A 15464-nucleotide genomic window follows, 5' to 3' on the forward strand; every position below is an offset into this window, starting at 1 on the left:
TGGCGCTTTTTTCACTACATTTGTACGCAAACAGACAAAAAACGATACGGATATGTCGATGGTTTTCCGATTCCGGATGTTGAGCGACGAGAACGACCACTTCGTGCGCGACTACGAGGTGATGTACGACATGACGCTGCTCGACTTCCACCACTTCATCCTCGAGACGCTCGAATACGAGGAGTGCATGGCATCGTTCTTCACGGCCGACGAGCGCTGGGAGAAACAGCGCGAATTCACATTGATCGAGATGGGCGACGACTCGAACGAGGAGCCCGAACTCATGGAGAACGTGACCCTCGGGCAGATCATCCACAACCGGCGCGATCGGCTGATCTACCTGTTCGACCTGTTCGGCGACCGCGCCTACTATCTGGAGCTGACCGGGGCGTATGAGGCCGAAAAGGGAGCCGTCTATCCGCGCGAGATCTACGCCCGGGCGGATGCTCCCGACCAGTACGACCCCTCGAAGAACCGCGAGGAGGAGGACAGCGAAGGTTCGGCCTTCGACGAGATGATGGGCGACTTCCGCGATTTCGAGGGCGACGACTCCTATGACGACGAGTACTAAACGGCTGGCGGTCATCGTCGGGCCGACGGGATGCGGGAAGACCGACTTGAGCATCCGCATCGCGCGGCGGCTGGGGGCGCCGATCCTCTCGACCGACTCGCGACAACTCTACCGCGGCATGCCGATCGGCACGGCGCAGCCCACGGATGAGCAATTGCAAGCAGCTGAACATCACTTCATCGCATCGCACGACGTTACGGACAACTTGAGCTGCGGAGCCTACGCCGAGCAGGCCCTGGCGCGCCTCGCGGAGCTCTTCGCCACGCACGACCGTGTCGTGGCGGTCGGCGGCTCGGGGCTTTACGTGCAGGCACTGTGCGAGGGAATGGACGACCTGCCGCGCGCCGACGAGGCGCTGCGTGCGGAGCTGATGCGGCGGCTCGACGAAGAGGGGCTGGCATCGCTCGTCCGTGAGTTGCAACAGCTCGATCCGGATTTTTGCGCCGGTGCGGACCTGCAGAATCCCGCACGCGTGGTGCGGGCGCTCGAGGTCTGCCTCCAGACGGGACGCCCCTACTCGTCGCTGCGCACGGGCGTGCGCCGCGAACGGCCCTTCGAGGTGGTCAAGATCGGCATCGACCTCCCGCGCGACGTGCTGTACGGGCGCATCGACCGCCGCGTCGACCAGATGCTGGCCGACGGACTGGAAGCCGAGGCGCGGGCGCTGTATCCGCACCGGGAGCTCAACGCCCTGCAAACCGTGGGTTACCGCGAGCTGTTCGACTGGTTCGACGGCAAGATACCCTACGACGAGGCCGTGCGGCTTATCAAGCGCAACTCGCGCCGCTATGCCAAGCGGCAGCTCACGTGGTTCCGGCGCGATCCCGAAATCCGGTGGTTCGCACCCGATGACGACGAGGCCATCCTTGCCGCCATCGGCTGATGCATGCCGCCGTCCGCACGTCCGACGCCCCGCAAGTTTTTTTTGCGCGGACAAAAGTCGCAAAGGCTTGTAAAATCGGAGAATATTGCGTATTTTTGCCGTCGCCTTTCGCTGAAAAGGCATGTGTGGCTCGGATGGTGGAATAGGTAGACACGCCGGACTTAAAATCCTGTGACCAGCAATGGTCGTGCGGGTTCGATTCCCGCTCCGAGTACCGAAAAGCGGGCAACCACGAAGGTTGCCCGCTTCGCTTTTTCCATACCCGGGTCCCGGTCGGAGTGTCACCCGAAGGGGAGCGCTGCCGTCGCAGTCCGTTTGCCGCCGTCACCGTGCGGACGGACAACAGTCCCGGGAGCCGTCACCATCTCTTCACGGCCTATCCGTAAATCTCGTTGAGCAGCCGGGCCAGCCGGACGCCGCCGCGCAACAGCTGCATTTCAAGGATCGGTGCAGCCCAGTTGACGTAATCATACGAAATCTTCGTACCTTCCGGCGTGCGGTCGTAGACCTCCGTACAGATTGCCTGCGTCTCGAGCAGCCATTCGCGCGGCGTGCCCGACTGCATGCGCATCACCTCGTCGTCGGGCTGCCGGTCGATCTGTTCGCGCCACTCGGTATAGCTCCAGCGGTGCGCCGACTCGATGAGGTTCGTATCCCACACCGAGTGGAGGTTCGTCGCCTTGCCGAAATAGACCACCGGCACCCGGTTGCCGCCCAGATCGGAGAGACGGCCCGTATGCATCGGGCAGTGCATGTCGCCCACGAGGTGGATCAGCATCTGCAACTGCACCTTCTCCTCGGCAGGGTCCAGTTCGCCCGACTTGAGGCTCGCGACCAGTTCGTTTACGGCCTTCAGCACGTCGCCCTTGGGATTGGCGGGCATGCTCTCGAGCGTCTCGCCCGCGTCGATGTTCAGGTAGTGCCACGTCTTCGTATAGGCATACTCGGGCGTGTGACTGGCGTTGTCGAGCCAGTTGGCATAGTAGACGGGCGAGTGTCCGCCGAGAATCTTGTCGATGCGTGCGGCCGCCTCGGGCGTCAGGTGGCATTCGGCAATGCAGGCCGTCACGTCGTGTCCCTTCTGCCCCCACGCCGCGGCACTCCGCACGGCCAGCAGGCAGGCAATCAACAGCAGGATTCGTTTCATCATTGCATTGTGTTGGGTGCGGTCCCTGCTGCGTTTTTTTGCCGCACGGCCGCAGATCGTTTTCCGCAAAGCTACGATTTATTTCCGAATCGGCGGCATGATCTGCCGAAAAGTATTATCCGAATAATGCAGCGCCGAGCAGATCGACCCGTATGCTCAACCCGCAAAAGGGACCCACGGCCATTAAACACACCCTTTCGTTCTCGAATGAGTTGCTCTTGAATAAAAAACCCGCACTGTAGGTGCGGGTTTTTTATTATCGAATCCGATGCAGTTCGAGATCGTTGTCGTCGTATCGAATGTAAAGTACATCTCCTTCAATCCTTCCGATATGTTCAGTTGCAAGAGTCGATATCGTCACGATCGGGGGCGCATATATGTATTGACAAGTTTGTTTCACTGCGTCGAATCCATCGTATTTCCATTCGACCGTACATTTGTGGTCAAGCGAAAAATAAAACGTATCCGTCCGATTGTCGACAGTTTGGCTCCATACGGTACCAACCAAATCGTCCGATGCTGGCGTTTCATTTTTCGAACATGCTGTTGCCAACATGCAGAAAGCAAAAAAAATGGGTAGATATCTCATGAATATGCTCTCCTCACCTTTCACCTTTTACTTTTCACCTTTCACCTTTCTGTCAGTGGTTCATCGTGGCGAGGAACTCCTCGTTGCTCTGCGTAAGACCCATCTGCTTCTGGAGGAACTCCATCGCCTCGACGGGCGTCATGTCCGAAAGGTACTTGCGCAACACCCACGTGCGGTTCATCACGTCTCGCGGCAGCAGCAGGTCTTCGCGGCGCGTACCCGAGGCAATGACATCGACGGCCGGGTAGACGCGCTTGTTGGCGAGCTTGCGGTCGAGTTGCAGCTCCATGTTGCCCGTGCCCTTGAACTCCTCGAAGATCACCTCGTCCATCTTCGAACCGGTGTCGATGAGCGCCGTGGCGATAATCGTCAGCGAACCTTTCTCCTCCGTATTGCGGGCCGCGCCGAAGAAGCGCTTGGGCTTGTGCAGCGCATTGGCGTCCACACCGCCCGAGAGCACCTTGCCCGAGGCGGGCTGCACGGAGTTGTAGGCACGTGCCAGACGGGTAATCGAGTCGAGGAAAATCACCACATCGTGTCCGCACTCGACCATGCGCTTGGCCTTGTCGAGCACCATCTCGGCCACCTTGACGTGGCGCGAAGCCTGCTCGTCGAAGGTCGAGGCGACAACCTCGGCCTTGACGTTGCGCGCCATCTCGGTCACCTCCTCGGGACGCTCGTCAATCAGCAGCACAATCATGTAGACCTCCGGATGGTTGTCCGCAATGGCGTTGGCAATCGACTGCAACAGCATCGTCTTACCCGTCTTGGGCTGGGCGACAATCAGCGCACGCTGCCCCTTGCCGATGGGCGAGAAGAGGTCCACGATGCGCGTCGACATGTTGTTGTGTCCGTTGCCCGTCAGGCAGAACTTCTCGCTCGGGAAGAGCGGCGTCATGTATTCGAACTGCACGCGGTCGCGGATGTACTCGGGCTTCAGTCCGTTGATCTCGTTGACACGCACCAGCGGGAAGTACTTTTCACCCTCCTTCGGGGGACGGATCGTGCCGTTGACCGTATCGCCGGGCTTCAGTCCGAAGAGCTTGATCTGCGACGGCGAGACGTAGACGTCGTCGGGCGAATTGAGGTAGTTGTAGTCCGCCGAGCGGAGGAATCCGTAGCCGTCGGGCATCACCTCGAGCACTCCTTCGCCCTCGATCTCGCCGGCGAAGTCGTCCTTCGTGATCACCTCCTCCTCGGCGTGCGGCGCCTCACCGCCCTCGCGGCGGTCGCGGTGTTCGTGCCGGTCGCGGCGCGGCTGCTCCTGCGACGGCTCCGCATCTTCGGCCTGCGGGCCCTCCTGCGGCATCTGCCCGCCATCCTCCCGGGGCTGCGTCTGCTGCGCCTTCGGCTTGCGGCCCCGACGCTTGGGCTCGGGTTTCGCCGGCTGCCCGGCAGAAACCGCTTCGGCCGGAGCATCGGATGCGGGCTGTTCGACCGGAGCCTGCTCCGCACCTGCGGCATCCTCCGGCACGGGAGCCGTCTCCTGCGCCGTCTTGGCCAGACGGGGACGCCGCGTGCGCGGGGTCTTCTGCTTCGCAGCACCGACATCGGCTGCTTCAGCCTGTGTTTCAGCCGCTTCTGGAGCCTCCTCGGAGGCAGGTTCCTCCGGCCGGGTCGCCCCGACGATCTTTTCTATCAGTTCGCGCTTTTTCACCATCACATTGTCGATGCCGAGCGTTTTGGCTATTTCCCGCAGTTCGGCAAGGTTTTTCCCTTCGAGCGCTTTCAGATCTTGCATACGGATATTTCTTTTCGTGAGATTTTCGCAGCCGGACGGTCGCCCGGCCTTTCGGAATTCGCATGCAAAGATAGTGCATAATTTTGAATTTCAAAATAAAATGTACCTCACGGCAGCCCACAACCGGCATCCGGCAAAGGGCCGGAAGCGGAAATACCTATTTGTTGCGATTGCGCGGCAGGAGTTTTCGGACGATCTTTGTCCCGGAAACAATGAAGTTCGATTCAGCCATCGCATTGTTTGTATTGTTAATGTTTGTGTGTGGAAAACCTCCCCTCGGCGGGAGGTTTTTTCGTTTTGCACCGCAAGGTGTAGAATTATTCCACATCCCTGTGGAATAATTCTACATTCTTTTGCGTATCTTTGAGCCCGCAAATACCGCTACAGGGCTGTCCGCAAGCATGTTGCCATTTTCATGACAGGATGGCCCGAGGATTGGAAACATGCAATGAAACCCTTGTAAACACCATTTCGATATGAACTTGGACAGACTCAAACCGGACCTGACGAAACTGAACATGGCCGCACTGAAACGGACGGCCTCCCGCGTGTCGCACGTCCGCGTGCGGATGAACCGCAAAGGCTGGATCGCCGTGGCATGCGGCGTCGTGGTCCTCGCCGCCGTGCTCTACGTGATTTTCCGGCCGCGGCCCGAGGTGATCGAACTGCCGGTGGTGGCCGTGGAGCCCGTGACGACCGAGGACGTGAACATCTACGGCGAATACGTCGGCCGCATCCGCGCCCAGCAGTTCGTGGAGATCCGCGCCCGCGTGGAGGGCTACCTCGAACGCATGCTCTTTGCCGAGGGTACCTACGTCAAGAAGGGCCAGACGCTCTTCATCATCGACCCCAAACTCTACCGCGCCCGCGTGAACAAGGCCAAGGCCCAGCTCAACAAGGCCCGGGCCCAGGCCCAGAAGGCCGAGCGCGACCTGAACCGCATCCGCCCGCTCTACGAGCAGAGCGCCGCGAGCCAGCTCGACCTCGACAACGCCATCGCCTCCTACGAGAGCGCCGTGGCCGACGTCGTCGTGGGCGAGGCCGACCTCACGCAGGCCGAAATGACGCTCGGCTACACGAGCGTGATCTCCCCCATCGCGGGCTACATCTCCGAGCGCTACGCCGACATCGGCACACTCGTGGGCCCGAGCGGCAAGTCGCTGCTCGCCACCGTCGTCAAGAGCGACACCGTGCGCGTCGACTTCAGCATGACGGCCCTCGACTACCTGCGCTCGAAGGCCCGCAACGTCAACCTCGGACACAAGGACTCCACGCGCAAGTGGGACCCCTATATCACCGTGACGCTGGCCGACGGTTCGGAATACCCCATGCGGGGTCTGGTGGACTTCGCCGACCCGCAGGTCGACCCGCAGACGGGAACCTTCTCCGTGCGCGCCGAAATGGCCAACCCGGACCACATCCTGCTGCCGGGCCAGTTCACGAAGGTCAAGCTGCTGCTCGACGTGCGTGAGGATGCCATCGTCGTGCCGTCGAAGGCGCTGGTCATCGAGAAGGGCGGCGCCTACATCTTCGTGGTGCGCCCGGACAGCGTCGTCGAGAAGCGTTTTGTCGAGACGGGTCCCGAACTGGGCAACAACACCGTCATCGAGCGCGGTCTTTCGTCGATCGAGCACATCGTGGTGGAAGGTTATCACAAGCTCTCGCACGGCATGAAGGTCGAGCCTGTCGCCGCCGTCCGCGAAGAGGAAAAAGCGCAGGAGGAGTAGCCCATGAAAGCCGATTTCTTCATTGACAGACCCGTCTTCTCGACGGTGCTCTCGATCGTCATCGTCATCGTCGGCGCCATCGGCCTCGCGCTGCTGCCCGTCGACCAGTATCCGCAGATCGTACCTCCGGTGGTCAAGATTTCGGCCTCGTACCCGGGTGCCGACGCACAGACCGTGACGCAGGCCGTCGCTACGCCCATCGAGCAGGAGCTCAACGGCACGCCCGGCATGATCTACATGGAGTCGTCGAGCTCCAACTCGGGCGGTTTCTCCGCCACGGTGACCTTCGACATCTCGACCGACCCCGACCTGGCGGCCGTCGACATCCAGAACCGTCTGAAGGAGGCCGAGGCGCGCCTGCCGGCCGAAGTGGTGCAGAACGGCATCTCGGTCGAGAAGCAGGCCTCGAGCAAGCTGCTGACCATCACGCTGCTCTCGAACGACCCGAAATTCGACGAGATCTACCTCTCGAACTACGCCACGCTCAACGTGCTCGACATGTTGCGGCGCGTGCCGGGCGTGGGCCGCGTCTCGAACGTCGGCAGCCGCTACTACGCCATGCAGATCTGGGTGCAGCCCGACAAGCTCGCCGACCTCGGACTGACGGTCAAGGACCTCCAGGCGGCGCTCAAGGACCAGAACCGCGAGTCGGCCGCCGGCGTGCTCGGACAGGCTCCGATGGAGGGAGTCGACGTCACGACGCCCATCACGGCGCAGGGACGTCTCTCGTCGGTGAGCGAATTCGAGGAGATCGTCGTGCGGGCCAACCCCGACGGATCGATCATCCGCCTGCGCGACGTGGCGAACATCTCGCTCGAGGCCCAGTCCTACAACACCGAGAGCGGTATCAACGCCGGCAACGCCGCCGTGCTCGACATCTACATGCTGCCGGGCGCCAACGCCATCGAGGTGGCCTCGTCGATCAAGAGCACGATGGCCGAATTGAGCCGCAACTTCCCGGAGGGCATCACCTACAACATCCCCTTCGACATGACGACCTACATCTCCGAGTCGATCCACCACGTCTACCGCACGCTCTTCGAGGCGCTGCTGCTGGTGATCCTGGTCGTCTACCTCTCGCTGCAGAGCTGGCGCGCCACGATCATCCCGATCGTCGCCGTGCCCATCTCGCTCATCGGTACATTCGGCGTCATGCTCATCTTCGGCTTCTCGCTCAACCTGCTGACGCTGCTGGGTCTGATCCTGGCCATCGGCATCGTCGTCGACGACGCCATCGTCGTCGTCGAGAACGTCGACCGCATCATGAACGAGGAACATCTCTCGCCCTACGAAGCCACGAAGAAGGCCATGCGGAGCCTGAGCGGCGCGCTGATCGCCATGTCGCTCGTCCTCTGCGCCGTCTTCGTACCCGTGAGCTTCCTGTCGGGCATCACCGGACAGCTCTACCGGCAGTTCACCATCACGATCGCCGTGTCGGTGGTCATCTCCACGATCGTGGCGCTGACCCTCTCGCCGGTGATGTGTTCGCTCTTCCTGCGCCCCGACGACGGACGCAAGAAAAACCGCTTCTTCCGCCGCATCAACCTCGGACTGGCCCTCGGCAACAACCTCTACGGCCGCACGATTGCCCGGGCGCTGGCCAACTCGCGGCGCATGTTCGCCGCCTTCGGCATCGTGCTCATCGGCATCTGGCTGATGAACCGCCTGCTGCCGCAGAGCTTCATGCCGCAGGAGGACCAGGGCTACTTCACCGTGGAGCTCGAGCTGCCCGAAGGCGCGACGATCGAGCGCACGCGCACGGTGACCAACCGCGCCATCGACTTCCTGATGGCGGACCCCGACGTGGAGTACGTGCTCAACGTCACGGGTTCGAGCCCCCGCGTGGGCACGAACCAGGCGCACAGCCAGCTGACGGTGATCCTCAAGCCGTGGGACGAGCGCGAAACGGACGACGTGTCGGAGATCATGGGCCGCGTGCGCCGCGAGCTGTCGCGCTACCCCGAGAGCAAGGTCTACCTCTCGACCCCGCCGGTGATCCCCGGTCTGGGACAGTCGGGCGGTTTCGAAATGGTGCTCGAGGCGCGCGGCAACACGACCTACACCGAACTGCAGAACGCCGTCGACACGCTCATGCTGCTCGCCTCGCAGCGGCCCGAACTGACCGGTCTGGCCTCGTCGATGCAGGGCGACATTCCGCAGCTCTACTTCGACGTCGACCGCGACAAGGCCCAGATGGTCGGGGTCTCGATGTCGGACGTCTTCTCGACGATGAAGGCCTTTACGGGCTCGATCTACGTCAACGACTTCAACATGTTCAACCGCATCTACCGCGTCTACGTCCAGGCCGAGGCACCCTACCGCGCCTACCGCGACAACCTGAACCTCTTTTTCGTGCGCGGCGCCGACGGGGCGATGATCCCCATCACGTCGCTCGGCACGACGCACTACACGACGGGACCGGGTACGATCAAGCGCTTCAACATGTTCAACTCGGCGACCATCTCGGGTGAGGCGGCGCACGGATACAGCTCGGGCCAGGCGATGGACGTGCTGGAAAACATCGTCCGCCGGGAGCTGCCCGCCTCGGTGGGTGTCGAGTGGAGCGGCCTCTCGTATCAGGAGAAACACGAGGGCGGACAGACCGGCACGGTGCTGGCGCTGGCATTCCTCTTCGTCTTCCTCTTCCTCGCGGCACAGTACGAAAGCTGGACCGTGCCCATCGCCGTGATCCTCTCGCTGCCCGTAGCCGGCATCGGCGCCTACCTCGGCATCTGGCTCTGCGGACTGGAGAACAACATCTACTTCCAGATCGGTCTGGTGATGCTCGTGGGTCTGGTGGCCAAGAACGCCATCCTGATCGTGGAGTTCGCCAAGGAGGAGGTCGAGAAGGGGCGTGACATCGTCTCGGCGGCCATCACGGCGGCGCACCTGCGCTTCCGCCCCATCGTCATGACCTCGCTGGCCTTCATCCTGGGCCTGCTGCCGCTGGTCTTCGCCTCGGGCCCGGGCTCGGCAAGCCGCCAGGGCATCGGCACGGGCGTCTTCTTCGGCATGCTGGTGGCCATCACCGTGGGCATCGTCTTCGTGCCGTTCTTCTTCGTATGGATTTACCGCATCAAAGCCAAACTGAAACGATGAAACGCATTCCGATCATACTTGCGCTCCTTGCCGCCGTCGGGCTCGCCTCCTGCTCAGCCGTCCGGCACTGCAAGGCCCCCGAGCTGAATCTCCCCGAACAGATCGTCGAAGGACGCAGCGACTCGCTGACGCTGGCCGACCTGGACTGGTGGGAGTTCTACGGCGACACGACGCTCTGCCGCATCATCGAGCGCACGCTCGAATACAACAAGGACCTGCTGTCGGCCGCCGCCCGCGTGGAACGCATGCGGCAGCTCTACCGCATCGACAAGGCGAGCCGCCTGCCGTCGGTCGGACTGCCGGTCTATGCCGAGTACGAGACGAACGACTACTACAGCGAAAAGTCGGTGCGTGACCCCGAGCTGGCCGCGAAGGTCTCGTTGAGCTGGGAGCTCGACATGTGGGGCAACCTGCGCTGGGCCAAGCGGCAGGGCGGCGCCGAATACCTCGCTTCGGTCGAGGACGAGCGCGCCATGCGCATGACGCTCGTCGCGGAGGTTGCCGCGGCCTACTTCCGGCTCGTAGCGCTCGACAACGAACTCTCGATTGTGCGACGCACGCTCATCACGCGCGGCGAGGGGGTTTACCAGGCCCGCCTGCGCTTCGAGGGCGGTCTCACCTCCGAGACGGTCTTCCAGCAGGCAAAGGTGGAGTACGCCACCACGGCATCGCTCATCCCGGAACTCGAGCGCAGCATCGAGACGACCGAAAACGGCATCTCGCTGCTCATGGGCGAATATCCCGACTGGCGCGTGAAGCGGGCCAAGATGGACCTCGAAGCCCCGATGACGGACAACGTCCCCGTCGGCCTGCCCTCCGAGCTGCTGCAGCGGCGCCCCGACGTGCGCGCGGCGGAGCAGCAGCTGCGCGCGGCGATGGCCGCCGTCGGCGTAGCCTATGCCGACCGCTTCCCGCGGCTGACGTTCCGGCTCGAGGGCGGCGTGGAGAACAACTCCGTGAGCGAGATTTTCCGCTCGCCCTTCTCCTACGCCATCGGCTCGCTCGCTTCGCCGGTCTTCGGGTTCGGCCGCAAGAAAGCCAAATACCGCGCGGCGCTGGCCGCCTACGACGAAGCCCGGCTGGCGTATGAGAAGAAGGTGCTCGTGGTGTTCCGTGAAGCCAACGACGCCGTCGTCACCTACCGCAAGGCCCGCGAGACGGCGGCACTGAAGGTCGCCCTGCGCGATGCGGCACTCAAATATGTTGAGCTGGCGCAGGTGCAGTACCGCGGCGGCAGCATCAACTACATCGACGTACTGGACGCCCAGCGCCGCTACTTCGACGCACAGATCGGCCTGAGCAACGCCGTGCGCGACGAGTACCTTGCGCTCGTGCAGCTCTACAAGTCGCTCGGCGGCGGCTGGCAGACCGGCGAATAACCCCGGCAGCCGCACCCGTGCAGCCTGTGAAGCCCTCGCCCTGCGGCGGGGGCTTCGCTTTTCGGGGCAAAATCGCGGGACGCAGCGTTTTTTTCGGTGCGGGGAACCATTTTTTTGTTATATTTGCAGAACGTTAAACAAGAGGGGTGCCTTGGAGAAAGTGGCGACGATATGAAAAGTATCGCTTCGCAAGCGGAACTCTCCGCGCAAAGGCTGAGATCAGACCCTATGAACTTGATGCGGTCCGTACCGCCGAAAGGACTTGTTCATAGACCGTAATTTCTCGCGGGCATCTCTGTAAATTACGGTATCCGCATGGAAGTATTCGTCAATCGCAGGCCGGTCGAGGTCGGGGAACCGATGACGCTGGCCGAACTGCTTGTCCGCGAGGGCATCCCCGCCGAAGGGGTCGCCGTCGCGGTGAACAACCGCGTCGTGCCGCGCGCCGAGTGGGCCGCCACGCCGCTCGGGGAGCAGATGAAGATCACCGTCATCCGGGCCGTCTGCGGAGGATGATGCGCATTCTGGTCATCACCGACGTGCCCTTCACGGCAACGGAGCCCGCGGCGATCCGGCAGCTGCTGGACGAGGGTGTCGAGCGCGTGCACCTGCGCAAGCCCGACGCACCGGAGGAGGCGCTGCGGCGGCTCATCGAGGCGCTGCCCGCGGAGTGTTATCCGCGGCTGACGTTGCAGGACCGTCTGCCGCTGGCCGTGGAGTACGGTCTGGGCGGCGTGCATCTCAACCGCCGCAATGCGGCCGTGCCCGCGGGGTTCCGCGGGCTGGTGAGCCGCTCGTGCCACACGCTGGACGAGATCGCCGCCCATCCCGAATGCGACTACCTCTTTTTGAGCCCGCTCTTCGACAGCATCTCGAAGAGCGGCTACCGCGCCGCCTTCACCGACGCGGCGCTGCACGACGCGGCGGCCCGCGGCCTGCTCGGAGAGCGGGTCGTGGCGCTCGGGGGCATCCGGCCCGAACTGCTGCCCCGTGTCCGGGAACTCGGCTTCGGCGGCGCGGCGCTGCTGGGGGCCGTCTGGCGCGACGCCTCCCCCGCCGCCCTGCACCGCACGATGGAGAGCATCCGCCGATTCAACATATAAAAAACAGAAACCATGCTGCAATTCATCACACACCATACGGACCGCTACGACGAGGTCACGGGCACGCGCGCCGTGCTCGAGGGGGGCTGCCGCTGGGTTCAGCTCCGCATGAAGGATGCCTCGGACGAGGAGGTGACAGCCGTCGGCCGCGAGGTCGGGGCGCTGTGCCGCCGCTTCGGGGCGACGTTCCTGCTGGACGACCGTGTCCATCTGGTCGACGAACTCGGCGCCGACGGCGTGCACCTCGGCAAGAACGACATGCCGGTCGCCGAGGCGCGGCGCCTGCTGGGCCCCGGACGGCTGATCGGCGCCACGGCCAACACCTTCGCCGACATCGAGCGCGCCGCACGCGCCGGTGCCGACTACATCGGGCTGGGGCCCTTCCGCTTTACGCAGACGAAGCGCAATTTGAGCCCGATCCTCGGGATGGAGGGCTACCGCGACATCCTGGCGCGCTGCCGCGCGGCGGGCATCGCCCTGCCGGTCGTGGCCATCGGCGGCATCACGGCCGCGGACGTGGAGGCGATCCTTGCGACAGGGGTCACCGGCATCGCCCTCTCCGGTGCGCTGCTCGGCGCAACCTCCCCCGCGGAGGAGACACGACGAATCATGACAATCCTAAATCAGCATAAACAATGAACGATTTGATTATCGGCGGACGGACCTTCCGTTCGCGCCTCTTCGTAGGCACGGGAAAATTCAGTTCCAACGACCTGATGGCCGAGGCAATCGCCGCCTCGGGCACCGAGATGGTTACCCTGGCGATGAAACGGGTCGACATGGAGAATCCCGAGGACGACATGCTCATGCATGTGCGGCGCCCGGAGATTCAGCTGCTGCCCAATACGTCGGGCGTGCGCGACGCCGAGGAGGCCGTACTCGCGGCCCAGCTCGCCCGCGAGGCCTTCGGCACGAACTTCATCAAGCTGGAGATCCACCCCGACCCGAAATACCTGCTGCCGGACCCGGTCGAGACGCTCAAGGCCACGGAGCAGTTAGTCAAGATGGGCTTCGTCGTGCTGCCCTACGTGCAGGCCGACCCGGTGCTCTGCAAGCGGCTGGAGGAGGCCGGTGCCGCCACGGTCATGCCGCTGGCCGCACCCATCGGCACGAACAAGGGGCTCGTGACGCGCGAGATGCTCGAGATCATCATCGAGCAGAGCCGCGTGCCGGTGGTTGTCGACGCCGGACTGGGCGCCCCGTCGCACGCCGCGGCCGCCATGGAGCTGGGTGCCGACGCCGTGCTGGTCAACACGGCCATCGCCGTGGCGGGTGACCCCGTGCGCATGGCCCGCGCCTTCGCGCAGGCCGTCGTCGCCGGACGCGAAGCCTACGAAGCCGGACTCGGGGCGCAGGCCCGCAGCGCCGAGGCCAGCAGCCCCCTCACCTCGTTCCTCGACTAAACCTGACGCACCATGTTTTCCGAGGAATTAGCCAAATACGACTGGGAGGAGACCACGGCGCGGATCCTCTCGAAGCGGGCCGCCGACGTCGAAACGGCGCTCGGCAAGGAGCACTTGACGCTCGACGACTTCATGGCGCTCGTCTCGCCCGCCGCGGCGCCCTACCTGGAGCCGATGGCGCGCCTGAGCCGCCGCTACACGCAGGAGCGCTTCGGCAAGACGATCTCGATGTACATCCCGATGTACATCACCAATTCCTGCACCAACTCGTGCGTCTACTGCGGCTTCAACCGCCACAACGCCATTCCGCGCGTGATCCTCACGATGGAGCAGATCGAGGCCGAGTGCCGCGCGATCCGTGCGCTGGGGCCGTTCGAGAACCTGCTGCTCGTCACGGGCGAGAATCCCCGCGCCGCAGGTGTCGACTACATCGAGGAGGCGCTGCACGTCTGCCGCCCGTGGTTCAACAACCTGACGATCGAAGTGATGCCCCTCGCGGCCGAGGAGTACGAGCGGCTGACCCACTCGGGGCTCAACGGCGTGGTCTGCTTCCAGGAGACCTACAACCGCAAGAACTACAACATCTACCACCCGGCCGGCATGAAGTCGAAGTTCGAGTGGCGCGTCAACGGCTTCGACCGCATGGGACAGGCCGGCGTGCACAAGATCGGCATGGGCGTGCTGATCGGCCTCGAGGAGTGGCGCACGGACGTCACGATGATGGCCCTGCACCTGCAATACCTGCGCAAGCACTACTGGAAGACGCGCTACAGCGTCAACTTCCCGCGCATGCGCCCCTCGGAGGGGCACTTCCAGCCCAACGTCGTGATGAGCGACCGCGAGCTCGCGCAGCTGACCTTCGCCTTCCGCATCTTCGACCACGACGTCGACATCTCCTTCTCGACACGCGAGCGGCCCGATTTCCGCAACCACATCGCCACGCTGGGCGCCACGTCGATGAGCGCCGGGTCGAAGACCGACCCGGGAGGCTACTGCACCTACCCGCAGTCGCTCGAGCAGTTCGTCGTGAGCGACGAGCGCACCCCGGCGGAGGTCGAGGCGGCCATCCGCCGCGAGGGCTACGAAGTCGTATGGAAGGACTGGGACAAGGTCTTCGACTGATGGAGGCACAGCGCTACACGCGGCAGACGATGCTGCCGGAGATCGGCGAGCGGGGGCAGCGGCGCCTGGCCGAGGCCTCGGCGCTCGTCGTGGGGCTCGGGGGGCTCGGCTCGCCCGTGGCGCTCTACCTCGCGGCGGCCGGTGTCGGGCGCCTCGGGCTGGCCGATGCCGATGTCGTCTCGCTGAGCAACCTCCAGCGGCAGGTGCTCTACACCGCGCAGCAGGTGGGCGAGCCCAAGACGCGGGCAGCCCGCGAGCGGCTCGCGGCACTCTCGCCACATACGCGCTTCGACCTTTACGACGAGGGGCTCACGGCAGAGAACGCCCGGCGGATCGTCGCGGAGTATGACCTCGTGGTCGACTGCTGCGACAACTACCCCACGCGCTACCTGCTGGACGACGTCTGCGCGGCGTGCGGCAAGCCGTGGGTCTACGGCTCGATCGGCGCCTTCGAGGGACAGGTGTCGCTCTTCAACGGGCCCCGTCACCGCCGCTATGCGGAGCTCTACCCCGACCGCGAGGCGCTCTGCCGACGGCCCCGCCGCACCGAAGGGGTGCTGGGCACGGTGCCCGGCGTCGTCGGCACGCTCCAGGCCACGGAGGCCCTCAAGGCGCTCGCCGGCTTCGGCGAGCCGCTCGACGGGCGGCTCCTGGTCATCGACCTGAAAACTATACAAACCCAAACAATAGCATTTTAAGA

13 protein-coding genes, 1 tRNA gene and 1 riboswitch are annotated in these 15464 nt (G+C 63.7%); of the genes, 12 read left to right on the forward strand and 2 right to left on the reverse strand.

Features of this window, described 5'->3' with window-relative positions; translation table 11 throughout:
* The first annotated feature begins 52 nt into the window (after positions 1-52).
* From Q1Y33_RS08170 to Q1Y33_RS08180, 3 genes are all read left to right on the forward strand, one after another.
* The gene (locus tag Q1Y33_RS08170; RefSeq protein WP_300799247.1) at positions 53-571 is read left to right on the forward strand and encodes a hypothetical protein; all 519 of its coding nucleotides are present in this window, start codon (positions 53-55) and stop codon (positions 569-571) included.
* Positions 555-1454, forward strand: a complete 900-nt coding sequence (gene miaA, locus Q1Y33_RS08175; RefSeq protein ID WP_300799248.1) for a tRNA (adenosine(37)-N6)-dimethylallyltransferase MiaA — start codon at positions 555-557, stop codon at positions 1452-1454. Before Q1Y33_RS08170 ends, miaA begins: the two co-directional genes overlap by 17 nt.
* 128 nt (positions 1455-1582) lie before the next feature.
* Positions 1583-1668: transfer RNA gene (locus Q1Y33_RS08180), tRNA-Leu, on the forward strand.
* Between the two features lie 162 nt (positions 1669-1830).
* On the opposite strand, the gene Q1Y33_RS08185 is transcribed toward Q1Y33_RS08180, so the two are convergent.
* Together Q1Y33_RS08185 and rho are read right to left on the reverse strand one after the other, a co-directional pair.
* The gene (locus tag Q1Y33_RS08185) at positions 1831-2601 is read right to left on the reverse strand and encodes a S1/P1 nuclease (RefSeq protein ID WP_300799249.1); all 771 of its coding nucleotides are present in this window, start codon (positions 2599-2601) and stop codon (positions 1831-1833) included.
* A gap of 641 nt (positions 2602-3242) precedes the next feature.
* Positions 3243-4931 (reverse strand): transcription termination factor Rho, encoded by a 1689-nt coding sequence (gene rho / locus Q1Y33_RS08190; RefSeq protein WP_300799250.1) that lies wholly within the window; start codon positions 4929-4931, stop codon positions 3243-3245.
* Positions 4932-5407: 476 nt separating this feature from the next.
* Here rho and Q1Y33_RS08195 point away from each other — a divergent pair, with 476 nt between their 5' ends.
* The 9 genes from Q1Y33_RS08195 (at position 5408) to Q1Y33_RS08235 (ending at position 15462) form a co-directional block, all read left to right on the forward strand.
* Positions 5408-6658: an efflux RND transporter periplasmic adaptor subunit gene (locus Q1Y33_RS08195; protein ID WP_300799251.1), complete on the forward strand. Its 1251-nt coding sequence runs from the start codon at positions 5408-5410 to the stop codon at positions 6656-6658.
* Between the two features lie 3 nt (positions 6659-6661).
* Positions 6662-9757 carry a multidrug efflux RND transporter permease subunit gene (locus tag Q1Y33_RS08200; protein ID WP_300799252.1) on the forward strand — a complete coding sequence of 1032 codons (3096 nt, stop codon included), beginning with the start codon at positions 6662-6664 and terminating at the stop codon, positions 9755-9757.
* Positions 9754-11136 (forward strand): efflux transporter outer membrane subunit, encoded by a 1383-nt coding sequence (locus tag Q1Y33_RS08205; RefSeq protein ID WP_300799253.1) that lies wholly within the window; start codon positions 9754-9756, stop codon positions 11134-11136. Before Q1Y33_RS08200 ends, Q1Y33_RS08205 begins: the two co-directional genes overlap by 4 nt.
* 132 nt (positions 11137-11268) lie before the next feature.
* A riboswitch (TPP riboswitch) is annotated at positions 11269-11414 on the forward strand.
* A 37-nt stretch (positions 11415-11451) separates the two neighbouring features.
* Entirely contained in the window at positions 11452-11652 is a 201-nt protein-coding gene (gene thiS, locus Q1Y33_RS08210; RefSeq protein ID WP_300799254.1) for a sulfur carrier protein ThiS, read from the forward strand.
* Positions 11649-12239, forward strand: a complete 591-nt coding sequence (locus Q1Y33_RS08215; RefSeq protein ID WP_300799255.1) for a thiamine phosphate synthase — start codon at positions 11649-11651, stop codon at positions 12237-12239. Before thiS ends, Q1Y33_RS08215 begins: the two co-directional genes overlap by 4 nt.
* A gap of 12 nt (positions 12240-12251) precedes the next feature.
* Positions 12252-12878 carry a thiamine phosphate synthase gene (locus Q1Y33_RS08220; protein ID WP_300799256.1) on the forward strand — a complete coding sequence of 209 codons (627 nt, stop codon included), beginning with the start codon at positions 12252-12254 and terminating at the stop codon, positions 12876-12878.
* Entirely contained in the window at positions 12875-13642 is a 768-nt protein-coding gene (locus tag Q1Y33_RS08225) for a thiazole synthase (protein WP_296114133.1), read from the forward strand. The genes Q1Y33_RS08220 and Q1Y33_RS08225 overlap by 4 nt, the downstream gene beginning before the upstream one ends.
* Before the next feature lie 12 nt (positions 13643-13654).
* The gene (gene thiH, locus Q1Y33_RS08230) at positions 13655-14764 is read left to right on the forward strand and encodes a 2-iminoacetate synthase ThiH (protein ID WP_295907750.1); all 1110 of its coding nucleotides are present in this window, start codon (positions 13655-13657) and stop codon (positions 14762-14764) included.
* Positions 14734-15462: a HesA/MoeB/ThiF family protein gene (locus tag Q1Y33_RS08235; protein WP_300799257.1), complete on the forward strand. Its 729-nt coding sequence runs from the start codon at positions 14734-14736 to the stop codon at positions 15460-15462. The genes thiH and Q1Y33_RS08235 overlap by 31 nt, the downstream gene beginning before the upstream one ends.
* Positions 15463-15464: the final 2 nt, after the last annotated feature.

This window comes from uncultured Alistipes sp., assembly GCF_949296715.1.
GTDB lineage: Bacteria > Bacteroidota > Bacteroidia > Bacteroidales > Rikenellaceae > Alistipes.